Source organism: Pseudomonas sp. S2_F03 (assembly GCF_054668335.1).
In genome coordinates, this window is the sequence record NZ_CP162759.1 from 1359329 (window position 1) to 1381876 (window position 22548).

The window sequence follows — 22548 nt, forward strand, 5'->3', positions numbered from 1 at the left end:
CGCTACTACCCAGCCAGAAGGCAACCCGGCAAAATGCCGACATGAACTCCGCCCCCGCCCTCCCCGTTTGCTGCACCCCGCTCGACGCCCGTTGGCCGCTGCCGTTTGTGCTGCCCAATACGGTGCTGCTGAGCACCCGCTTTGATAGTTCGCAACTGGCCAGCGATGATTTCCAGCGCAGCGCCATTGAGCCGCCCGCGAGCATTCAGCGTTCGGTCGCCAAGCGTCAGGCGGAATTTCTGGCTGGGCGAGTCTGCGCCCGGGCGGCGTTGCAACAATTGGAAGGCCTGAGTGTCAGCCCGGCCATCGGCGAAGACCGGGCGCCGGTTTGGCCGGTGCACATCGCCGGCTCGATCACCCACAGCACTGGCCGGGCGGCCGCCATCGTCGCGAAAAAACTGATTGGCGCGGCTTGGGGATGGACCTGGAAAACCTGCTCAACCCAGACCGGGCCGAACGTCTGGCAGGGGAAATTCTCACGCCGCCGGAGTTGCAGCGCATGGCAGCCGGTTGTCGCGATGACCTCGCACTGCTGGTGACGCTGACGTTTTCGGTAAAAGAAAGTCTGTTCAAGGCGCTGTACCCGATTGTCCAGCAGCGCTTTTATTTTGAACATGCCGAGGTGCTGGAGTGGACCGAGGCCGGTGAGGTGCGGTTGCGGATGCTGACGGACCTGTCCGCCGAGTGGCGCAATGGCACGGAGCTTGAGGCGCAGTTCGGGGTGATGGATGGGCAGTTGTTGAGCCTGGTCAGTATCAAGGCCTGAAGAATTGCAGGGTTTGTACTGGCCTCATCGCGAGCAAGCTCGGCTCCCACATTGGATCTCTGACACACCGAAGATCGCCTGTAGGAGCCGAGCTTGCTCGCGATGGCGGCCTGACTATCACCACAACTCTCAACGCTTCTCCTGATTGCGCGGCCAACTCAGGCTGAAACACGCCCCACCCAGGCTTTTACTCTGGCTGATCAACGCCCGCCCGTCATGCCAATGGATAATCCGCCGCACGATCGACAACCCCAATCCATGCCCGCCCGAGGCGCGGGTACGGCTGTCATCAAGGCGCAGGAACGGTGTGAAAATTCGCTCCCAGGCCAACTCCGGCACCCCCGGCCCGTCATCCTCGACGTCCACCCGACAACGCTGCTGCCCCACCTGATAGCTGACGGTCACCCGTGAGTGGGCGTGACGCATGGCGTTGCTGACCAGGTTCTGAAGGGCCCGATGCAAGTAACGCGGTTCGGCCTCGACCCAGGCGTCGTCGCAATCGGCGGCCGACAAACACAAGCCGCGCTGCACCGTGACCTCGGCGCGTAACGGCGCCAGTTCTTCGATCACTTGATTGACCAACGCATCCAGATCAATCCGCTGGAAATTCAGCGCCGGCGAGCCCTGCTCCAGCCGCGCGTAGGTCAGCATCTCGTCGACCAGTTTGTCGAGATCCTCGATGTCGTGATCCATGCCCTCGCAGTATTTTTCCAGCTGCTGTGGCGTGGTGGCCGAACCGATCATCTCCAGGCCGAAACGCAGGCGCGCCACCGGTGTGCGCAACTCGTGGGACACGGCGCGCACCAGTTCACGCTGGATCGCCAGCAATTGCTGCAAGTGCTCGGCCATGCCGTTGAAGGCGGCGGCCAGTCGCCCCACCGAGTCGGCACCGCGCGCCGGTACGCGGGTTTCCAGGCTACCCTTGGCGATGCGCGTGGCGGCCGCTTCCAGCCCGCGCAATCGGCGCTCCAGTTGCCGCACCAACAAGTAAACGATCAGGCCAATCAGGCTCAAACCGAGGGCGGCGATCAACACCAGCCATTCGGGCGGATAAGGATTCATCTGGTACAGCGGGCCAATCTCCAGCACCCACGGTGTACCGACCATGCCGGCAAACACGCGGATCGAGTCGCCGCCCTTGCCCAGCGCCATCACGGTGTCACCCTCGGACACACGACGGCTCTGGTCCTCGTCCATGTCCGCCTGCTCGACCTTGACCAGGCGCAGGTCAAACCCAAACCCTTTGTCTTCTTTCAACAGCGCCAGCCGTTCGGGCTGTTCAGCCACCGGGTAGCGCACCAGTTCATCGACCAGCAAATAAATAGTGGCCCGGGCCAGTTGCTCGCTGATCTGCTGAACCTCGCCGGTGAGCACCAACTGTTCCTTGTCGTTGACCAGTCGGTAGACCTTCGCCGCATGCGGGCCGGTCTGTTCCACCAGCGCCTGACCGCGCAGCACGCGGGTGCGCTGGGTGAGGTCGAGGTCGGTCTGGGCAAATGTGGTCAGCGCCAACGGAATGCCGAGCAAGCGTTCCCACACCAGCAAGGCGCGGTGGCGCTCGGTTTCGTTCATCGGCTTGAGGTTGTCGGCCATCAGCGAAAACGTGCCGTGGGCCAGGCGCTCGCGGTATTGCTCGCTGCGCACTTCGTTGAGCAAGTGCAACGCCAGCACGCCCAGCACGGCGACCAGGACCAGCGCCGCACACATGCCGCCATAAATGCGCAGGAAGATCGAATTCACAGCGACGGATCTACACAGGCTTCAGGCACAAACAGATAGCCCTTGCTGCGGATGGTTTTGATCAGCCGCGGGTGTTCCGGGTCATCGCCGATTTTCGGGCGGATGCGCGAGATCCGCACATCGATAGAACGGTCCTGGCCATCATAGCCGATACCGCGCAGCGCGGTGAAAATCTCTTCGCGAGACAGGATCCGCCCGGCGTTGGCCACCAACAACCAGAGCAGGTCGAACTCGGCGCTGGTCAGTTCGATGCCGTTGTCATGCAACCAGGCTTCACGCAACGCGTTGTCCACCACCAGCGGGCCGAACTGCAGGCGCCGTTGTTTTTCCGGGGAGGCTTCGGGGCCTTCACTGCGGCGCAACAGCGCCTGGATGCGCGCCAGCAACAGGCGCGGACGAACCGGCTTGCACACGTAGTCGTCGGCACCGAGGTCCAGACCGAGGATCTGATCGGTGTCGTCGGTGCGGGCGGTGAGCATCAGGATCGGCCCGTCATACTTGTCGCGGACTTTGCGGCAAATGCTCAGGCCGTCTTCGCCGGGCAGCATCAGGTCGAGGATCACCAGGTCCGGTTTCTCCTTGATGATGCGTGCCGCCGCCAGCGCACCATTGCCCTCGATCGAGACGCGCAGGCCATTGGCTTCCAGGTAGTCGCGGGTCAGTTCGGCCAGACGCCGGTCGTCCTCCACAATCAATACCTGCCAGGCTTCTTGCTCCACGGTGACCTCTGCTTGCCAACAACACTAATAAGGAAGGATCCGCCCGTCTTTTTGTAATGATTGGGGAGGATAAGAATGCTTATACACTGGCCGATTGTATAAACGCCGCCCGCCGAGAACACAAGCCGGCAAATGCGTTCGGACAACCCGGTTTTTTGTGATAGGGTTCGCGCCCTTAAAAATCCAAACGGCTGTTTTCGATCGTTGAAAAACGATGAAAAACGGCTCGATCCAGCTAGGTCGCGGCCTACACGCTCGTTCCACCTTTCACGCACAATTTACACACAGGTTTATCCACAGGCAGTACGTTGCAACACCTCCAAAAACGCACTATCTTGTACCCCGGCGCCAAAAAACCCCTACATGTAGGGTTTTAGCTTAAAAGCCCAACCACATTTCAGACCAGAAACTCAAGCGCTTTATTGCCTGTTTATGGTTGAACCAAGCACGATTTTACAAGACCAAACCGCACGTGCGGATGGCACCGTTTTTTCAGGCCAGAACAGCCGAAACGGTACGGGTGTTGCAGTCATAACTGGCACCCTTGAAAGGAATCCGGCTTCGAGCCCAGGCTCGCGGCCAAAGACTTCGGCAAGGAAGCGGCATCATTAGCCTTTTTCCTACTGTCCCGAAGTTGTTATGCCCGACACCACGTCGGTTGTAGTGCTTCAGGACAGAACGGTGGGCGCCGTAATGGTGCCCAAACAAACATAGAGAATGTGGAGACAACCCCCCATGCAAACCGACACAACTCGCGAGAACCCGCAGGGTACCTTGCCGCAGGCCGCTGATTCGACTTCGGATCTGTCCGCCACCGCGCCGGGTCAATTGCGTGTGATCAAGCGTAACGGCACTGTCGTTCCTTACACCGATGACAAGATCACCGTCGCCATCACCAAAGCGTTTCTCGCAGTTGAAGGCGGCACCGCTGCCGCCTCGTCGCGAATCCATGACACCGTGGCCCGCCTGACCGAACAAGTCACCGCGACCTTCAAGCGTCGCATGCCATCGGGCGGCACCATCCACATCGAAGAAATCCAGGACCAGGTTGAACTGGCCCTGATGCGTGCCGGCGAGCAGAAAGTAGCCCGCGACTACGTGATCTACCGCGACGGTCGCTCGAAACAACGCGCCGCCCACGCCCCGGCCGAAGAAGCCGTCAACGCTCACCCGTCGATCCGCATCACCCGCGCCGATGGCAGCCTGGCCCCTCTGGACATGGGTCGCCTGAACACCATCGTCACCGAAGCGTGCGAAGGCCTGGAAGAAGTCGACGGCGACCTGATCCAGCGCGAAACCCTGAAAAACCTGTACGACGGCGTGGCCCTGACCGACGTCAACACCGCCCTGGTGATGACCGCCCGTACCCTGGTCGAGCGTGAGCCGAACTACTCGTTCGTAACCGCCCGCCTGCTGATGGACACCCTGCGTGCCGAAGGCCTGAGCTTCCTCAACGTTGCCGAAAGCGCGACCCACCACGAGATGGTCGACCTGTACGCCAAGGCCCTGCCTGCCTACATCGCCAAGGGTATCGAATACGAATTGCTGAACCCGGTCCTCGCGTCCTTCGACCTGGAAAAACTCGGCAAGGCCATCAACCACGAGCGCGATCAGCAGTTCACGTACCTGGGCCTGCAAACCCTGTACGACCGTTACTTCATCCACAAGGACGGTATCCGCTTCGAACTGCCGCAGATCTTCTTCATGCGCGTGGCCATGGGCCTGGCGATCGAAGAGAAGCACAAAGAAGACCGTGCGATCGAGTTCTACAACCTGCTGTCGTCCTTCGACTACATGTCGTCGACCCCGACCCTGTTCAACGCCGGTACCCTGCGTCCACAGCTGTCCAGCTGCTACCTGACCACCGTGCCGGATGACCTGTCGGGCATTTACCACGCGATCCACGACAACGCCATGTTGTCGAAATTCGCCGGCGGCCTGGGCAACGACTGGACTCCGGTTCGTGCACTGGGTTCGTACATCAAGGGCACCAACGGCAAGTCCCAGGGCGTTGTTCCGTTCCTGAAAGTCGTGAACGACACCGCCGTCGCCGTTAACCAGGGTGGCAAGCGCAAAGGCGCTGTCTGTGCCTACCTGGAAACCTGGCACATGGACATCGAAGAGTTCATCGAGCTGCGCAAGAACACCGGTGATGACCGTCGTCGTACCCACGACATGAACACCGCCAACTGGATCCCTGACCTGTTCATGAAGCGTGTCTTCGATGACGGCAAGTGGACCCTGTTCTCGCCATCCGAAGTACCGGACCTGCACGACCTGACCGGTAAAGCCTTCGAAGAGCGTTACGAGTACTACGAAGCCCTGACCGAATACCCAGGCAAGGTCAAACTGTTCAAGACCATCCAGGCCAAAGACCTGTGGCGCAAAATGCTGTCCATGCTGTTTGAAACCGGCCACCCATGGTTGACCTTCAAAGACCCGTGCAACCTGCGTAGCCCGCAGCAGCACGTGGGCGTGGTTCACAGCTCGAACCTGTGCACCGAGATCACCTTGAACACCAACAAGGACGAAATCGCCGTTTGCAACCTGGGCTCGATCAACCTGCCGAACCACATCGTCAACGGCAAGCTGGACACCGCCAAGCTGGAACGCACCGTGAACACCGCCGTTCGCATGCTCGATAACGTGATCGACATCAACTACTACTCGGTGCCACAAGCGAAGAACTCCAACTTCAAGCACCGTCCGGTCGGCCTGGGCATCATGGGCTTCCAGGATGCGCTGTACCTGCAGCACATTCCTTACGGTTCCGACGCTGCCGTCGAGTTCGCCGACAAGTCGATGGAAGCGGTCAGCTACTACGCGATCCAGGCTTCCTGCGACCTGGCTGACGAGCGCGGCGCCTACGAGACATTCCAGGGTTCGCTGTGGTCCAAAGGCATCCTGCCGCTGGATTCGCAACAGATCCTGATCGAACAGCGTGGCCAGAAGTACATCGACGTTGACCTGAACGAATCCCTGGACTGGGCACCGGTTCGCGCCCGTGTACAGAAAGGCATTCGTAACTCCAACATCATGGCCATCGCACCGACCGCGACCATCGCCAACATCACTGGCGTATCGCAGTCGATCGAACCGACCTACCAGAACCTCTACGTGAAATCGAACCTGTCGGGCGAATTCACCGTGATCAACCCGTACCTGGTTCGCGACCTGAAGGCTCGCGGCCTGTGGGACTCGGTCATGATCAACGACCTGAAGTACTACGACGGTTCGGTGCAGCAAATCGAGCGCATCCCGCAAGAACTCAAAGAGCTCTACGCGACTGCATTCGAAGTGGACACCAAGTGGATCGTTGACGCGGCAAGCCGTCGTCAGAAGTGGATCGACCAGGCTCAATCGCTGAACCTGTACATCGCTGGCGCTTCGGGCAAGAAGCTGGACGTGACCTACCGCATGGCCTGGTACCGTGGTCTGAAAACCACTTACTACCTCCGTGCCCTGGCTGCGACCAGCACCGAGAAGTCGACCATCAACACCGGCAAGCTGAACGCTGTTTCCAGCGGCGGCAACCACGGTGAAGATTCGGTCCTGGCAGCACCTGCCGGCCCTGCTCCAGTGCCAAAGGCTTGCGCCATCGACGAGCCGGATTGCGAAGCTTGCCAATAAGCTGAGCCGGTAGGCGTCGCAAGACGCTACTCGAAAACCCCCGATCACTCCTCTGGATTGATCGGGGGTTTTCTTTTGGCTCAAGTAAAGCGTCGACTGTGCCACCCAATCGCGGGCAAGCCCGCTCCCACAGTTGATCGCATTCCTCCGGGCCAACTCGGTCCCCTGTGGGAGCGAGCTTGCTCGCGATGAGGCCAATACAGACAACCAAAATGTCAGCACCTGAGACAAATCCCGTCCATAAAAAAACCCCTCTTTCGAGGGGTTTTTTATGCAGCGCTATCAGGCATCAAGTCATCTGAATGATGGTCTGCATGATGGTGCTCTGGGTGGAGATGGTCTTGGCGTTCGCCTGGTAGTTGCTCTGCGCCTTGATCAAATCAACCAGCTCGTTGGTCAGGTTGACGTTGGACTCTTCCAGCGAGTTGGACACCACCGAACCCAGCGTACCGGTTTTCGGTGCATCGATGCCAGGCACGCCTGAAGCGAAGGTTTCTTTCCAGGCAGTACCACCGATTGGCTGCAGGCCTTGTTCGTTGGCGAAACTGGCAATGGCTACCTGGCCGATGGCCTTGGTTTGCTGGTTGGTGAAGTTGGCGGTCATGACACCGCTTTCGTCGATGGTCAGGCTGGAAATCTGGCCGGTCGCGTAACCGTCCTGATACTGCGCAGTACGTGCGGTTGGCGAAGCGTAAGAAGTGGTTTTGGTCATGTCGAACGCGATACCGGCCGCGGCTGCGTCCGAACCGTTCAGGGCCCAGGTCGGCGGGTTGGTGTTGGCGTTAACCATCACGCCCGGCTTCCAGCCTGTCATGGTCAGGGTGGTACCGGTTTGCGTCCAGCCAGCACCGCCCGTCAGCGTCTTGATGGTGCCATCTGGATTGAAGGTGATATCAGCCTGGATCGGCACCGGTGGCTCAGTCAGCGGGTTGGTTGGGCTACGGCCGTCCATGTAGGTGTAAACAGTCCAGGAGTTGGACGCCGCATTTTTAACGTAAAACTGATCCATCGTGTGCTGGTTACCCTGCGTGTCGTACACAGGGGTGGAAATGGTCTTGTTGTAGCTGTTGGTGTCTTTGACGTTGAACGGGGTCACTGTTGGCAGTGGGTCCGAGGAGTTCAGGTTCATCGTCTGGTCGACACGAGTGGTCGCGTGCGGCGCCAGGCTCGAGGTGTCGATTTTCAGGTCGGTCAGCACGCCGTTGATGATCTTGCCGTTGGCGTCTACGCCAAAACCCTGCAAGCGGCGGCCGTTGTTGTCGACCACGTAGTTCTGGGCGTCAGTCTTGAACGCACCGGCACGGGTGTAACTCAGCGAGCCGTTGTCGCTCATGACGAAGAAACCGTTGCCCTGGATACCCATGTCCAACACGTTGCCGGTGTTGTTCACGTCGCCCTGGCCGAACTGCTGGGAAACGTTGGCCAGACGCACGCCGTTGCCGACGGTCTTGCTGCCGGTACCCAGGCGCGTGGCCGAGTACACGTCTTCGAATTCTGCACGGGACGATTTGAAACCGGTGGTCGCGACGTTGGCGATGTTGTTGCCGGTTACGTCCAGTTGTTTGTTGGCTGCATAGAGACCGCTAAGGCCGATATTGAAAGACATATTCCACTCCTTTGTGCCGTGTTAGTCGGCTCTATATACCAATGGTCTGTACTTTGGACAGGGCAACACTGCCCAGGCCTGCCAGGTTCAGCATCAACTCACCGCCGGTCTGGCTGATGGTCACGCTGTTGACGGTTGCCGGCAGGTAAGTCACCAGCGAGGTCGCCTTGCTGTCGTAAGTCGCGGTAGCTGCAAACTTGTAAGTGCCAGCCTTGGCCACTTCGCCCGCATCGTTCTTGCCGTCCCAGATGAAACCGGCGTTGCCGGCCTGCTGGCTGCCAAGATCGATGGTGCGAACGACTTTGCCATCGGTATCCGTGATCTTGATCGTCACCGGATTCGTCGAAGCCGGTACGACCGCCGTACCGTTGAAACTCTTGGAGGTATCGACCACTGCGGTATCGGTCTGGGCAACCACCGAACGCCCCACCAGCGAAGACGCTTGCAGCGCTTGCGAGGAGTTGTAGTTGCCGGCAATGCCGCTGACGGTATCGTTCAGCGTGGTGATGCCTTCCAGGCTGCTGAACTGCGCCAACTGCGCGACGAACGCGCCGTTGTCCTGCGGCTCCAACGGGTTCTGGTTTTTCAGCTGGGTCACCAGCAACTGCAGGAACGCGTCTTTGCCCAACGCTTTCTTGCCCGTGGCGCTGCCGGTTGCGGCAGCCAGGCCATCGCTGCTGGATTTATTGGCCTTGACCGAAGAGTTGGCCAGGACATCCTTGAGGCTCACGCCACTGGTGGTATCGATAACACTCATCTGAGTCGCCCCTTATCACTGACCGAGAGTCAGGACCTTCTGCATCATGGTTTTGGCGGTGTTCATCATTTCAGCGTTGGTCTGGAACGAACGACTCGCGGAAATCATGTCGGCCATTTCTTCGACGACGTTGACGTTCGGGTAGTAGACGTAGCCCTTGGCATCGGCAGCCGGATGGTTCGGCTCGTAGCGCGCTTCAAGGTTGCTCTGGTCTTCGACCACGCCCAGCACTTGCACGCCTTGACCCGCAGCGTCCTGGCTCTGGAACAGCGAGTTGCTGCCGCCGCTCTGGCCGCCCTGGAACATGGTGGCGAATACCGGGTGACGGGCGCGATAGGTCTGGTCGATGCTCGATGAGACGGTTTCGGCGTTGGCGATGTTCGAGGCCACGGTGTTCAAGCGAGTGGTTTGAGCACTCATGCCGCTACCGGCAATGTTGAAAACACTGGATAGAGACATGACTTACTCTCCGCGCAGGGCTGACACCAGCCCTTTGAATTTGCTGTTGAGCAGGGTGAAGCTGGCCTGGAAGCCGACCGCGTTTTCCGCGTAGTTCGACTGTTCCAGTTGGGCGTCCACGGTGTTCTGGTCGATCGATGGCTGCATCGGCGTGCGATACATCAGCGACTCGTCGCCATTGCCCAGGCCTTCAGCTTCGATATGACGGCTGTTGGTCATGTTCAAGGCAAAGGTGCCGTTCTTGGTTTTCTCGTTCTGTGCAGCGAGCACTTTGGAGAATTCCAGATCCCGAGCCTTGTAGTTCGGGGTGTCGGCGTTGGCGATGTTGTTGGCCAGGACTTCGGCACGCTGAGCGCGGAAGCCCAGGGCTTGTTCGTGGATACCGAGCGCTTTATCGAAGCTGATGCTCATGTCGGGAAACCTTCGGGTGACCTGATTTTTCGTAACCAGAGACATAGCAAGCGGCGTGCCAATTCGAAAAAGCCCGAAAACAGGGGCTTTGCGGGCGGTGGCAAAGCGGCAATGCCAGAAAAGCGGCAACCGGTTTCCGCTGGCTGCCGCTTTTCTGCCGCTTATCACCGGTTTTCAGAACACCGAAATACACTGTGGGAGCCGGGCTTGCCCGCGATGGCGGTATATCTGACAAAGTTAATTTGACTGACATACCGCCATCGCGGGCAAGCCCGGCTCCTACAGGGGTTAGCGGTGTTGGTGGGAAATCATCAGGCAAAAAAAACGGGAGCCCCTGAGGACTCCCGTTCTTGTATTGCCGGTGAACAATCACTTCGCCTGGTAAATGATCCCCGGGCTGCACTGGACCATCTGGTAATGATCCGGCAAACCGTTCAGCGCTTCGGACGCGCCGAGGAACAAATAGCCGCCCGGTTTGAGCGTGCTGTGAATGCGCAACAGGATGTCTTTCTTCACCTCTGCGGAGAAGTAGATCAGCACGTTGCGGCAGAACACGATGTCGAATTTGCCAAGGGCCGCGTAGCTGTCCAGCAGGTTGAACGAGCGAAACTCCACCCGGCTCTTGATCGGCGCCTTGATCGCCCAGCGTCCCGGCCCTTTTGGGTCGAAGTAACGCTGAAGACGCTCGGGCGACAGGCCTCGGCCGATGGCCAGGCTGTCGTACTCGCCGGTCTTGCAGTTGGTCAGCATGGTGCCGGACAAGTCGGTGGCTACAATCTGCGCCCCCATCTTCAACTGGCCCATGTTGACGCGCTCGAACTCATCGATGGACATCGACAGCGAGTACGGTTCCTGACCCGACGAGCACGCCGCCGACCAGATCCGCAGACGCTGACCGGGAGCGGCCTTGATCGCTTCAGGCAATACCTTGTTCTTCAAGACTTCAAACGGATAGGTGTCACGAAACCACAGGGTTTCGTTGGTGGTCATGGCATCCACCACCATTTCGCGCAAACCGCTGCGCGGCTGGGTCTGGATGCGCTGGACCAGCTCACCCAGGGATTTGATGCCTTGCTGTTCCATCAGTTTGTTGAGACGGCTCGAGACCAGGTACTGCTTGTTTTCACCGAGCAAAATGCCACAGGCTTTTTCCAGGAACACCCGGAACTGTTCGAAATCCAAATTACCCGTAGACAATGATGCCGCCTCTTAAATCGTGTTAACCACCAGGGGCAGAAGGCCCCTAGCTGATATCTGCTGCTTTGATCCGGTCGACTACCCGGGATGCCAGGTCATCAGGACGGAATTTGGCAAGGAAGTCATCGGCACCGACTTTCTTGACCATCGCCTGATTGAATACACCCGACAACGAAGTATGCAGGATGATATGAAGCTTTTGCATGCGCGGGTCGTTGCGGATCTCGGCCGTCAGGGTGTACCCGTCCATTTCCGGCATCTCGATGTCGGAAATCATCATCAGGAACTCTTCCTCCGGCTTTTTCCCTTCGTCGACCAGCTTTTTCAGATAGTCCAGCGCTTGCTTGCCGTCGTTCAACGCGACCACTTCGACACCGACGGTTTGCAGGCAACGGGTCACCTGCTTGCGTGCCACCGACGAGTCATCGACCGTCAGGACCTTCAAGGACAAGGCCTTGTGCTGGGTTTCGACATCCACCACGCCGACCGAAATCACTTCCGGTGTCGGGGCCACTTCCGCGAGGATTTTCTCGACGTCGATGATTTCGACTAACTGATTGTCGACCCGAGTCACAGCCGTCAGGTAATGATCGCGCCCCGTGCCCTTGGGCGGCGGGTGAATCTCTTCCCAGTTCATGTTGACGATGCGTTCCACCGAGCGCACCAGGAAACCCTGGGTCTTGGTGTTGTACTCCGTGATGATCACGAACGGATTGCTTTGATCTTTCAGCGCGCCGGAACCGGTCGCCATCGCCAGATCAAGAATCGGAATGGTCGCCCCCCGGATGTTTGCCACACCGCACACGACAGGACTGGATTTTGGCATCAGCGTGAGTTTGGGGCATTGCAGCACCTCCCGAACCTTGAACACGTTGATCCCGTAAAGCTGCTGGCCGTCGAGACGGAACAACAACAGCTCCAGGCGATTCTGCCCTACCAGTTGCGTGCGCTGGTTTACCGCATCCATTACACCAGCCATGCACAGACTCCTACACCAACGCCTAAGTGTGTTGCGACGCACGTTAATTGCTAAACGGCACGGCGCTTGCTTTTTAACTCTTATGAACACAGAACCGACATTTTTCCGACGCCTGACATCACACGCTCGCCAAGTGCTTTGCGCGGTGTCTGCCGTCTGCCTGTTCAACGCTGGCAGCCCTGCCCTTGCTGACGCAGTTACCTTGCCTGACATGCTTATCGGCGTCACTCAGGGCTTTCTTGAGTTCACCGTAGAAGACTATTTGGCGACCAGTCAAACCGAAGGTCGTTATGAGATTGAGGTCAAGCAGCTCGATCCACGCCTGCGCATGCCCATGTGCGACAAGGAATTGACAGCCACGCTGGAGAGCCCGGCGATCCCGATTGGTCGCGTCACGGTCAAGGTTCGTTGTGACAGCACTTCCCCCTGGACGGTCTTCGTGCCCGCTCAAGTCCGCCTGTTTCGAGACGTCGTCACCACCACTCGGCCACTCAAGCGAGCCGGCTTTATCGAGCCGGGCGACGTCATGCTGCGCGAACGAGACATCAGCCTGATCGGCCAGGGCTACTTCACCTCTACGGATCAAACGATCGGACAGAAACTAACCCGACCAACGGTCGCTGATCAGGTCCTGACGCTGGTCCACCTCGAACAGGCCGAAGTCATCACCAAGGGCGACCAGGTGGTGATTACCGCTCGCAGCGGTACGCTCAGTGTGCGCATGCCGGGCGAAGCGCTGTCGAACGGCGGCTTGCGTGAACAGATCCGGGTGAAAAACCTTAACTCCCAACGGGTTATCAAGGCGCAGGTGATCGCGCCGGGACAGGTGGAGGTCTCCATGTAAGGCGCTCTGTTTGGTAAAGCTATGGCGCGCTGCCTGGCTGTTCCCTAAACTGTGCCGCACGCAGGAAATGCGCTGGCGCATGCAAGCTCATTGATAAATGGGTCTAAAGTTTTTGCAGGGAGAGCCGAAAACATGGCAAGCGTCCAAATACCCAGAGGTTTTTTATCATGGTCATCGATTTCAGCCGTTTGAACAGTTCCTCGCCACTGCCCGGCAGTACGCGTACCAGCGCCAACAAGGAAGCTGCCGAAGCCGGCAAATCCGCGCCGCTGAATACGGCGGCTCAACAGGCCAGTACCGCCAATATCGGGGAATCGGTACACCTCAGCGATGAGGCTCAACAGTTGCAGAAGGTCACTGACAAGCTGCGCGATCAACCTGCCGTCGACAACGCCCGCGTGGCCGAGTTGAAAGCAGCGATTGCCGATGGCAGCTATAAAGTCGACAGCAACCGTGTAGCCAGCAAACTGCTCAACTTCGAAGCCCAGCGCTAGGCCACGGCCTGCGCCAGGCTTTTGGACGCTTAAACCCCAAGGCCAGTCATGCACGACACTAATTTACTGCAACTGATCATCGACGACTTTGCTCCAGCGCAACACTTGCTGGAGTTATTGCAAACCGAGTCCCTCGCCTTGCATGGTCGCGACATGCCGCTGCTCGAAGACATTCTGGCGCGCAAACAGGCAATGATCATTCTGCTCGAACAGCATGGCCGCAAGCGCAGCGAAATCCTCGCCAGCCTCAACCTGCCCACCAATCGCCAAGGCCTGGAGCAACTCGCCAGCCAGTCGAGCGTGGGTGAGCAATTGCTGGCGCAGAGCGATGCCCTGACAGACCTTTTGGCTCAGTGCCAGGCGATCAATGTCAATAATGGTCAGTCGATCCTGATACAACAGGCCGCCACGGCCAATCAGCTGAAGATCCTCACCGGCGGCGAACCACCTGCGCTTTACGATGCCCGCGGATCAACCTCCAAATTAGCGAAGCCGCGCCCGCTCAGTCAGGCTTGATTCTGTTGAATAGCTCGCTCTATCAAGACGCGTCACATGCTGGCAATATGCTGGCTATGCGCAGTCATATTTTGTCCGGAGAATGATGAACCGTGTCCAATGCCTTAACCGCGGAAGATGCTCCGCAGCCACCGAAGGTACTCTCCACACCCATGGAGATCGCGGGTAACCTGCGGCAACTGCAAGAAAGCCATGATCCGCTGATCATCACATTCCACGAGCGTAAACAGCGCTTCCAGAGCTATCTGGTGGACGTTGACCGTGACAACAACATGATTGCCCTGGACGAGATGGTGCCCCGCGATGGCGAACGCTATCTGCTGGCGGGCGAGTCGTTTCGGATCGAAGGCTTCCATGAGGGCGTGCGCATCGCCTGGGAAAGCAACGGTCTGCTGAACATCGACGAATCCGGCAACACACGCTGCTATCGCGGCAAACTCCCCGACCAAGTGGTCTACCACCAGCGCCGCAATGCCTTCCGGGCTGCGTTGAAGTTGGCGCAACTGGTCAATGTCGAACTGGGCGGTGAAAAGCTCAAGTCGCCGGTCAGTGGCAAGTTGCTGGATATTTCCGCCACCGGTTGCAAATTGCGTTTTGAGGGCGACATCACCAGCCGCCTGCAATTGGGCCAGGTCTACGAGCGCTTCGTTGCCGCCCTGCCCTTCGGCAGCATGACCACACCGGTGGAATTGCGTTACCTGCACTTCGAAGAAAAGATCTCCACCACCTTCGCCGGACTCCGCTTTCACAATATGAGCGGGCTGGAGCAGCGCCAGGTCGAGCGCTTCGTGTACCAGCTTCAGCGTGAAGCCCGACGCTTCGACAAAGACGATATCTGATCCAGCGCTTCAACAAAAAACGGGCAGTCCCTTGCGGAACTGCCCGTTTTTTTATGCATCAAGGTTAGGGCCTGGCCTCAGTAAAACTTGGCTCGCGACCTGAGTCCGGGTCTTCCGGTGGCGTCGATTCGGGCTCAGGAGTCGGGTCCGGCTCCGCTTCAGGATGAACCGGGCTGTGCATCTGCTCCTGCACTACCTGCTCATCGACACGCGGGTCAAGGCACGCCACCAGCGGCGAGCTCGACATGCTGTCCGGCATCGCCACGTGATGCAGCGGCGCATCGTCGACCTGATGCAGGTTGGTGACCGCTTTCGGGCGGATCCGCCACACCAGCACCAACGCGAAGAAACTGAAAAACGCATAAAGACTCTGGCTGCCGAACAGCTTCATCAGTACCCCGGCGACCAACGGCCCGATACTGGCGCCGACACCGTAGGTCACCAGCAACATCGCCGTCAGCGAAACCCGACGATCACCTTCAACGTGGTCATTGGAGAACGCCACGGCCAACGGATACAGGCAGAACTGCACCAGCGAGCAAAGGAAGCCGGAGATGAACAACACCTCCAACGGCACTTTCTGCAGAATCGCCAGCGGCAGCGCGGCCAGTGCCAGGCTGAAGGCAAAACAACGGATCAACAGCGCCCGGTCATAACGGTCAGACAGCCAACCCAGCGGCCACTGCACCAGCAGGCCGGCAAAAATGCAGCTACCCATGAACAGACCGACCTGCTCGGTGGACAGTCCCTGCTGGGACGCATACAGCGGCGCCAGACCGTAGAACGAGCCGACGATCAACCCCGCACCCAATACCGTGCTCAGCGACTGTGGCACGCGTTTGATGAAGAAACGCGGCTCCATCGGGGCCGGGTGCAACGGCGCCGGGTGAATCCTTCGAGTGAGGGCCACCGGCACCAGGCACAAGGCGAAGCACAAGGCGACCAGCATCAGCAGTTCCAGGCCCAGGCCGGGGTGCATGACCAGTATCAGTTGACCCAGCACCAAGCCCAGGTACGAGGCGATCATATAGCCGGCTAAACACCATGCCGCGCTGCTTCGCGTCGGCCTGTTCGTTGAGCCAGCTCTCGATGACCATGTACTGACACATCATGCCAAGGCCGACGATTACCCGCAGAAACAGCCAGGCCGGCAGCCAGTCGATCAAGCCGTGGCCGAGCACCGCCGCCCCGACGATCCCGGCACACGCGGCATACGCACGAATGTGCCCGACCCGGGCAATCAGCCGGTGACCGATCTTGCCACCCAGCACCAGGCCGAAATAGTTGGCCGCCATCAACGCACCCACCCACAGGCTGTCGACATGGTCGGCGGCCAGGCGCAAGGCCAGGTAAGTGCTTAACAGGCCCGAGCCGATCAACATCATCAGCGAGGCGAAATACAGCGCTCGAAAGGATTTCCAGATTTGGCGCATCGGCGTTCCGAGCGGCTCCTTGCAGTGAAGATCAGGCTAACCAAACGATAGCCCGAAGACGACGAAGCGTCAGGCCTGGGCGGCTAAAACACGCCGTTCCCAAGGGGTAATTTCATCAAAGAAGCTGGTCAGCTCCATGGACTTCGAAGCGACGTAGCCTTCGATGAACTCGGCGCCAAACAGTTCCTTCGCCAATTGGCTACGTTTCAGACGCTCAAGAGCCGCATGCAAGGTACACGGCAGCGAAAGATTATCCGGCACTTCGAATTCACCCTGGATCGCCTCACTCGGCTCCAGTTCTTTTTCAATACCATACAAGCCCGCGGCCAGGCTGGCGGCGATGGCCAGGTAGGGATTGGCGTCAGCCCCCGGCAAACGGTTCTCGACCCGACGAGCGACCGGCGAACTGGCCGGAATGCGCAACCCTGCAGCACGGTTGTCATGGGACCAGCAGGCATTATTCGGTGACGCATACGGATGGCACAAGCGCTGATAAGAGTTCACGTTGGGTGCGAACAGTGCCGTGAAATCAGCCATGCCGGCCTGTTGACCGCCGATGAAGTGACGGAAAGCGGCGGTCGGCTGACCGGCTTCGTCACTGAACACATTCTTTCCGGTGGCAATGTCGACGATGCTTTGGTGAATATGCATCGAACTGCCCGGCGTGTGCGCCAGCGGCTTGGCCATGCAGACCACGGTCAGGCCATGCTTGAGCGCGACTTCCTTGAGCAGGTGCTTGAACAGCAATGTCTGGTCGGCCAGCAGCAGCGCATCACCATGCAGCAGGTTGATCTCGAACTGACTGACACCCATTTCATGCATGAAGGTATCGCGCGGCAAACCCAGCGCCGCCATGCATTCGTAGACTTCACTGAAGAACGGCCGCAAGCCGCTATTGGAACTGACACTGAACGCCGACTGACCGTCCTCGCGACGACCGTCCAGGCCCACGGGAGGCTGGAACGGTTGTGTCGGATCGGGGTTGGGCGCGAACACGAAGAATTCCAGCTCGGTCGCTACCACCGGCGCCAGGCCACGAGCCGCATAGCGCGCGATCACAGCCTTGAGCTGACCACGGGTCGACAGTCGCGAACCCTCGCCGCTCAATTCGTCCGCATCGCAAATGGCCAGCGCCCGAGGCTGCTGGCTCCAGGGCAACCGATAGATGTGCGCAACGTCCGGCACCAAGGCCAGGTCGCCATCATCGCTGCCGTAAAAACGTGCCGGCGGATAGCCGCCCATGATGCATTGCAGCAGCACACCCCGCGCCAACTGCAAGCGTCGTCCTTCGAGAAAACCCTCGGCCGTCATGACTTTGCCCCGGGGTACGCCATTCAAGTCCGGGGTGACACATTCAATCTCATCAATGCCCGCCAATCGCTGTGCGAGTGAACGATGGCCATCGGTTGTCATGACGCAATCCTTTGTTGTGCGAGCCGCGAACGGCGACCCGTACAAAATAGGCTCCGCCTGTTCAGAATTTCAAGCAGTGCCACACAATAAAGAACGGTCAGGGCAGATAAAGGGTGAACATACCGCCGCCCAATGGGCCGCCATTGCTGAGCAGGGTGCGTCCGCCGACGCCATTGCGCTGGTGCAGCGCGGCGATCCGCCCGGCAAAATACAGGCCCAGCCCGGTGCTACTGCTGCTGTAGTTGATGCCCTGCACATAATCCGCCTGACACTCGATCATCTCGGCCGGATAGCCGTTGCCATCGTCGTTGATGCTCAGCACCAGTTGACCGCCCTCGTCACTGACGCTGATCAGCAGCGACTCGCGCGCGTAACGAATGGCGTTGTTGATGATGTTGCCCAGCACCGAGGCGACCAGTTCCCGATCGAAGAAACCCAGCGGGCTCAACGGGTCGACTTCGTAGGTCGCGATGATGCCGCGACTGGCAAACACTTCTTGATGACTGGCCAGTTGCGCCTCAAGGAAATCATCCAGATCGTGGTAGGCCGGCTGCAGCGGTAGCTGATTGACGCCCAGTTTGTACAGGCCCAACAACTGCACCAACATGCCGTTGAGGTGCGCGAACTCATACTCGATGACGCCCTGCTCCGGGCAGTGCTGCTGCGGATCAGGCAAGCGCGCCAGCCAATGGCTGTGTGCCTGCATCACCATGGCCAGCGAGTTCTTCATGTCATGCACGGTGGAGGCAATCACCGTCGAGAAATCCAATGCCGGGCTGTCTTGGCTCATCCGTTGAACGCCTTGATTTTGAGTTTCTGATAGCGCGGATAACGCGCGTCGGTATCGGGCATCAAGCCGACCATTTTCAGGCAAACCCGACATTCTTCTATTTCCGCCGACAGCACACTGGTGTCAGTGCCGTGCAACAGCGACTGCGCCATGTTCAGGGCGATACTGATGTTTTTCGGCTGCATTGCCAGCGCTTTGCGGAACACCGCGCGGGCTTCCACCAGGTTGCCGGTCTTGTACACCCGCACGCCTTGGCGGTTCAGTTCGGCGGCGGCGTTGCTGGAACTGAGGATCGTCGGGTCGTCAGTCAGTTTGGCGATGCCCTTCATCACGACCGGATCGTCACCGTAGATTTCCGCGCAGTTTTTCAACATCGATGCGCCAGCACTCGCCTGACCGAGCATTTGCAATTGTTTGGCCACCAGCAGCGCCGCTTCGGCGCTCATGAATTGCTCCATGCCATCAAGGCGCATCATCGCTTGCTCGGTGAGCTTCTCGGCAGTTTCGGCATCGTTGAGCAACAGACTGGTGGCTTTCATCAGGCGCGCACGAATCTGCAGGCCAGGGTCGCTCGGATTTTCCTTGGCCACCAGGCTCAGGGTCGTGTTGATTTCCAGGCGGGTGCGAGTATCCAGGCCTTTCTCGCTGCCTTTGCTGATCAAGGCATGAGCCAGGCCCAGGTTGCTTTCCGCATCCTTGAAACGCGACTGGGCCCCTTGGCTCACCGCCTGGCGATAAGCTCGGGAGGCGGTGTCGAAATCTTCGTTGGCCATCGCCAGTTTGCCCAGCAGCGCTTGTCGGCGAACCGCCAGCGGCGACAGACGAATGGCTTCTTCCAGTACTTTTTGGGCGCCCTTGTTGTCGCCTTCGACCACCAGCACGTCGGCCATGCCGTCATACAACGCAGGCATCAACGGAAACACTTTCAGCGCTTTTTCGTAGATGCCCTTGGCCTGGCTGACCTGGCCGCGCTTGAACAGCAACTGGCCCAACCCGGCAAACGCCCACGGCAACGGTCGATCAGCAATGATGCTGTCGTAGAGGCGCTCCAGCGCTTCGTTCTGATTCAAGTCGCGCAACGCATCCGCACGGTAGCGCAAGCACAGTGGTGAATAACGGATGTCTTTCTTGCACAGCTCGATGCAGGCATTGAGCACTTCAAGTGGCTTGCCACGGTCGAGTGCTTGCAGGATCGGCTTGAGCAGGTTCTTGCGTTGCTCCAGGCGCTCCAGGCGCTGAGCCAGGCCCGAGCGGTTGAACGGCTTGGTCAGGTAGGCATCCGGTTCGTGCTCCAGCGCACTGAGGACCATGGCCTGGCTGGTTTCAGCAGTGACCATGACAAACACACTTTCATGGCTGATCAGCTTCTCGATCATCAAGTCTTCAAGCACTTGCTGACCGTTCTTCTTGCCGTCGCCGAGGTGGAAATCCTGCAGGATGAAATCGTAGGACTTCTGCGAACACATGCGCAGCGCCTGCTCGCCAGAATCTGCGGTATCCACGTCCTTGACGCCCAGTTCACGCAGCATGGACCTGACGGAACTGCGGAAATCCGAGAAATCATCGACGATCAGAAAACTCTTTTGGTGATACGACAGCATCGAAGATTTCCAGGCAATTTTAAGAGGAAGAGCGTGACCGTTCGGGTTATCGGCCAGCACTGGCGTTACCTTGAGAATTAGTAGGCCTCAAGTGTCGGCTAAATGTTTGAGCGAGTGGTCAGAACCCCACCGCCCCCCGGCCCGACGCGTATAAACGAAGACCTCCTCCCGGCGAAGTCCGCCGACTCGAGCATTACTCCAGAGATACGCCTGCCAGGGCAGTTCGCGACCGTCGTGACGCTGCTGGGTGGCCTGGTTGCGCCGGCATGGCCGGTTGATTGTCCGTCACCGGCGGTGGCCAATAACACGAACTGCACAGTACCGGTCGGTACAACCGTGACAGTCAACGCCGTCAATCCCGGGGTTATACAGCCTCACTGGAAGGCGGCTACCCGTTCTTGATCGATAAGGGCGAAGGTGAGGACAAATACGAAAACCTCTACCTCGAACCGCAGGCCCAATTGATCTATTCGCACATCGACCTCGATGACAGCAATGACATTGCTGCCGACGTACGTTTCAGGGATGTCGACTCGCTGATTGGCCGCCTGGGCGTGCGCCTTGCCAAAGACTGGTTCCGCGAAAATGACAAAGGAGAAACATTGCGCACCAATGGCTGGCTGCGTCCCAGTGTCTGGCATGAGTTCAAGGGGCAACCCAAAACCGAACTCTCCTCGGCCGACGGCTTCGTACCCTTCGAGGCGGATATTGGCGGGAGTTGGTGGGAGGCCAACCTGGGTGTCGATTATCAGGCCGACAAGAAAGTCACGTTCTATATTTCAGCCGGCTATCAGAAGGCCTTTGATGGCGACAGCCATAGCTATGAGGGCATGCTGGGGGTGAAATACGATTTCTGACCTTGGCCGGAGCGGCAAAAGGAACGTCATCGGTGTGGAAAGGAAGGTGGTGTCCCAGGGCAGGTTCGAACTGCCAGCCTTCCCCTTAGGAGGGTCATATTAACCCCAGCAGACATTGGCCAATTCCTTATTCATTGGGCTTCGAGTCCGGTTGTGTCCGTGAAAACGGCCCCGTATAGTTATTTTTGCTGCCACGGTGCTGTCACGGAGCTGTATCGCTTGAAAACGAAGATCACCCAAAAGCTTATCAACAGCCTGCCCACTGAGCCGAGGGCGTACCGCGTACATGACACTGTACAGCCCGGCCTGTTCATCCGCGTGCTGCCGAGCGGACATAAATCGTACATGGTCACCTGGGGCCGCAACAAGAATGCCACCCTCGGCCGCGTTGGGGTTGTGACGCTCGATCAAGCGCGTACCGAGGCCGCCCAATACCTGGCCGATGCGCACGCCCACGGGGAGCCTCTGGCAGTTACCCAGGGTCGCAAGGGTGCCGCCCTGCCCTCCTTGCGGGAATTCATCGACGACACCTATATGCCTTGGTTCAAGACACACCACAAAGGGCATGAGAAGACCCTGCACACGCTCGACAACAACTTCGAAACGATCATGTCTCAGCGTCTCGATGCGATCACGGGCCGCGACGTGGACCAGATCCGCACCGGATGGATGCAGTCAGGCAACAAGCCATCGACGGTAAACCGAAAAATGGGCTCGATTAGCGGCCTATTTAGCAGGGCCGTTGAATGGGAGTACATCGACGCACATCCGATGGACAAGCTCAAAGCTCTCAAGGTCGACTCCATGGGGCTGGTCCGCTATCTGGATGCCGACGAGACCAAGCGCCTACGCGAAGCGCTGGACGCGCGCCAAGACGAAGCGCGGGCCGAGCGGGAGACTGCAAACAAGTGGCGGGCTGACCGCGGCAAAGAGCAGATGCAAAGTTTGCTGCAGTTGCCATTCACTGACCACCTGAAGCCCATGGTGCTGGTGTCGCTGAACACCGGCATGAGGCGCGGCGAGCTGTTCGACTTGAAATGGTCGGCGGTGAACTTCCAAACGAAGACAATCACCGCCGCCGGCGCCACCACCAAAACAAGCGACACGCGACATATCCCGATGAACAAGGAAACCTTCGGCGTGTTGGAGGTTTGGAAAAAGCAGGTCGGGAAGTCTCGGTACGTTTTCCCGAGTCAGGCCGGCGGCCGCCTGGAGGACGTTAAAAGCGCCTGGCTCAATCTGCTGGAGCGCGCCAAGATCGAAGGCTTCCGCTGGCACGATATGCGCCACGACTTCGCGTCACGCCTGGTAATGGCCGGCGTACCGCTCAACACGGTACGGGATCTGCTGGGGCACGCCGATATTAAAATGACTTTGCGCTACGCGCATTTGGCACCGGGTACTAAGGCTGCGGCGGTCGAGCTGATTTAGAATGGCGGCTCGAACGGAACGATGGTTCGACTATCCTTGTGTTCGTCTACGTGCTCGAGAAGATAA

18 protein-coding genes and 2 pseudogenes are annotated in these 22548 nt (G+C 58.8%); 8 read left to right on the top strand and 12 right to left on the bottom strand.

Annotated elements, in window-relative coordinates; all coding sequences use genetic code 11:
* Window positions 1–41 precede the first annotated feature (41 nt).
* Window positions 42–766 (top strand): annotated as a pseudogene (locus AB4N76_RS06510) (4'-phosphopantetheinyl transferase family protein).
* Between the two features lie 129 nt (window positions 767–895).
* Here AB4N76_RS06510 and AB4N76_RS06515 read toward each other — a convergent pair.
* Together AB4N76_RS06515 and AB4N76_RS06520 are read right to left on the bottom strand one after the other, a co-directional pair.
* Complete coding sequence (locus AB4N76_RS06515; protein WP_077431462.1) at window positions 896–2506, bottom strand: ATP-binding protein; 1611 nt, start codon at window positions 2504–2506, stop codon at window positions 896–898.
* Window positions 2503–3225, bottom strand: coding sequence for a response regulator (locus tag AB4N76_RS06520; protein WP_046031559.1), 723 nt, complete (start codon window positions 3223–3225; stop codon window positions 2503–2505). The genes AB4N76_RS06515 and AB4N76_RS06520 overlap by 4 nt, the downstream gene beginning before the upstream one ends.
* Before the next feature lie 735 nt (window positions 3226–3960).
* On the opposite strand from AB4N76_RS06520, the gene AB4N76_RS06525 reads away from it, so the two are divergent.
* Window positions 3961–6855: a ribonucleoside-diphosphate reductase subunit alpha gene (locus tag AB4N76_RS06525; protein WP_077431460.1), complete on the top strand. Its 2895-nt coding sequence runs from the start codon at window positions 3961–3963 to the stop codon at window positions 6853–6855.
* 289 nt (window positions 6856–7144) lie between these two features.
* On the opposite strand, the gene flgE is transcribed toward AB4N76_RS06525, so the two are convergent.
* The 6 genes from flgE to AB4N76_RS06555 form a co-directional block, all read right to left on the bottom strand.
* Complete coding sequence (gene flgE, locus AB4N76_RS06530; protein WP_046031557.1) at window positions 7145–8461, bottom strand: flagellar hook protein FlgE; 1317 nt, start codon at window positions 8459–8461, stop codon at window positions 7145–7147.
* A gap of 31 nt (window positions 8462–8492) precedes the next feature.
* A complete protein-coding gene (gene flgD / locus AB4N76_RS06535; RefSeq protein ID WP_046031556.1) occupies window positions 8493–9218 on the bottom strand; it encodes a flagellar hook assembly protein FlgD in 726 nt (241 codons plus the stop codon).
* Window positions 9219–9233: 15 nt separating this feature from the next.
* Window positions 9234–9677 (bottom strand): flagellar basal body rod protein FlgC, encoded by a 444-nt coding sequence (gene flgC / locus AB4N76_RS06540; protein ID WP_046031555.1) that lies wholly within the window; start codon window positions 9675–9677, stop codon window positions 9234–9236.
* Between the two features lie 3 nt (window positions 9678–9680).
* The gene (gene flgB / locus AB4N76_RS06545; RefSeq protein WP_046031554.1) at window positions 9681–10088 is read right to left on the bottom strand and encodes a flagellar basal body rod protein FlgB; all 408 of its coding nucleotides are present in this window, start codon (window positions 10086–10088) and stop codon (window positions 9681–9683) included.
* A gap of 369 nt (window positions 10089–10457) precedes the next feature.
* Complete coding sequence (cheR, locus tag AB4N76_RS06550; protein WP_010457158.1) at window positions 10458–11285, bottom strand: protein-glutamate O-methyltransferase CheR; 828 nt, start codon at window positions 11283–11285, stop codon at window positions 10458–10460.
* A 46-nt stretch (window positions 11286–11331) separates the two neighbouring features.
* Entirely contained in the window at window positions 11332–12264 is a 933-nt protein-coding gene (locus tag AB4N76_RS06555; RefSeq protein WP_077431459.1) for a chemotaxis protein CheV, read from the bottom strand.
* A gap of 82 nt (window positions 12265–12346) precedes the next feature.
* Here AB4N76_RS06555 and flgA point away from each other — a divergent pair, with 82 nt between their 5' ends.
* The 4 genes from flgA (at window position 12347) to AB4N76_RS06575 (ending at window position 14957) form a co-directional block, all read left to right on the top strand.
* A complete protein-coding gene (gene flgA / locus AB4N76_RS06560) occupies window positions 12347–13108 on the top strand; it encodes a flagellar basal body P-ring formation chaperone FlgA (RefSeq protein WP_077431458.1) in 762 nt (253 codons plus the stop codon).
* Between the two features lie 167 nt (window positions 13109–13275).
* A complete protein-coding gene (gene flgM, locus AB4N76_RS06565; protein WP_046031551.1) occupies window positions 13276–13602 on the top strand; it encodes a flagellar biosynthesis anti-sigma factor FlgM in 327 nt (108 codons plus the stop codon).
* Between the two features lie 48 nt (window positions 13603–13650).
* Entirely contained in the window at window positions 13651–14118 is a 468-nt protein-coding gene (locus AB4N76_RS06570; RefSeq protein ID WP_077431456.1) for a flagella synthesis protein FlgN, read from the top strand.
* A 92-nt stretch (window positions 14119–14210) separates the two neighbouring features.
* On the top strand, window positions 14211–14957 hold the full coding sequence (locus AB4N76_RS06575) for a flagellar brake protein (protein ID WP_077431454.1): 747 nt from the start codon (window positions 14211–14213) through the stop codon (window positions 14955–14957).
* A 64-nt stretch (window positions 14958–15021) separates the two neighbouring features.
* Here AB4N76_RS06575 and AB4N76_RS06580 read toward each other — a convergent pair.
* The 4 genes and pseudogenes from AB4N76_RS06580 to AB4N76_RS06595 form a co-directional block, all read right to left on the bottom strand.
* Window positions 15022–16390: pseudogene (locus AB4N76_RS06580) on the bottom strand (MFS transporter).
* A 69-nt stretch (window positions 16391–16459) separates the two neighbouring features.
* A complete protein-coding gene (locus AB4N76_RS06585; protein ID WP_185752280.1) occupies window positions 16460–17701 on the bottom strand; it encodes a glutamine synthetase family protein in 1242 nt (413 codons plus the stop codon).
* 199 nt (window positions 17702–17900) lie between these two features.
* A complete protein-coding gene (locus AB4N76_RS06590) occupies window positions 17901–18593 on the bottom strand; it encodes a sensor histidine kinase (RefSeq protein WP_046031546.1) in 693 nt (230 codons plus the stop codon).
* Window positions 18590–20194: a tetratricopeptide repeat-containing response regulator gene (locus AB4N76_RS06595; protein ID WP_046031545.1), complete on the bottom strand. Its 1605-nt coding sequence runs from the start codon at window positions 20192–20194 to the stop codon at window positions 18590–18592. The genes AB4N76_RS06590 and AB4N76_RS06595 overlap by 4 nt, the downstream gene beginning before the upstream one ends.
* Before the next feature lie 311 nt (window positions 20195–20505).
* On the opposite strand from AB4N76_RS06595, the gene AB4N76_RS06600 reads away from it, so the two are divergent.
* Complete coding sequence (locus tag AB4N76_RS06600; protein WP_080943049.1) at window positions 20506–21051, top strand: autotransporter outer membrane beta-barrel domain-containing protein; 546 nt, start codon at window positions 20506–20508, stop codon at window positions 21049–21051.
* A gap of 219 nt (window positions 21052–21270) precedes the next feature.
* Window positions 21271–22482, top strand: a complete 1212-nt coding sequence (locus tag AB4N76_RS06605; RefSeq protein WP_460164280.1) for a phage integrase — start codon at window positions 21271–21273, stop codon at window positions 22480–22482.
* The last annotated feature ends 66 nt before the right edge of the window (window positions 22483–22548 follow it).

Coding starts and splice junctions, on each gene's coding strand:
- AB4N76_RS06525 (WP_077431460.1), top strand. CDS start 3,961: ATGCAAACCGACACAACTCGCGAGAACCCGCAGGGTACCTTGCCGCAG.
- flgE (WP_046031557.1), bottom strand. CDS start 8,461: ATGTCTTTCAATATCGGCCTTAGCGGTCTCTATGCAGCCAACAAACAA.
- flgD (WP_046031556.1), bottom strand. CDS start 9,218: ATGAGTGTTATCGATACCACCAGTGGCGTGAGCCTCAAGGATGTCCTG.
- flgC (WP_046031555.1), bottom strand. CDS start 9,677: ATGTCTCTATCCAGTGTTTTCAACATTGCCGGTAGCGGCATGAGTGCT.
- flgB (WP_046031554.1), bottom strand. CDS start 10,088: ATGAGCATCAGCTTCGATAAAGCGCTCGGTATCCACGAACAAGCCCTG.
- AB4N76_RS06555 (WP_077431459.1), bottom strand. CDS start 12,264: ATGGCTGGTGTAATGGATGCGGTAAACCAGCGCACGCAACTGGTAGGG.
- flgA (WP_077431458.1), top strand. CDS start 12,347: ATGAACACAGAACCGACATTTTTCCGACGCCTGACATCACACGCTCGC.
- flgM (WP_046031551.1), top strand. CDS start 13,276: ATGGTCATCGATTTCAGCCGTTTGAACAGTTCCTCGCCACTGCCCGGC.
- AB4N76_RS06570 (WP_077431456.1), top strand. CDS start 13,651: ATGCACGACACTAATTTACTGCAACTGATCATCGACGACTTTGCTCCA.
- AB4N76_RS06585 (WP_185752280.1), bottom strand. CDS start 17,701: ATGACGGCCGAGGGTTTTCTCGAAGGACGACGCTTGCAGTTGGCGCGG.
- AB4N76_RS06590 (WP_046031546.1), bottom strand. CDS start 18,593: ATGAGCCAAGACAGCCCGGCATTGGATTTCTCGACGGTGATTGCCTCC.
- AB4N76_RS06595 (WP_046031545.1), bottom strand. CDS start 20,194: ATGCTGTCGTATCACCAAAAGAGTTTTCTGATCGTCGATGATTTCTCG.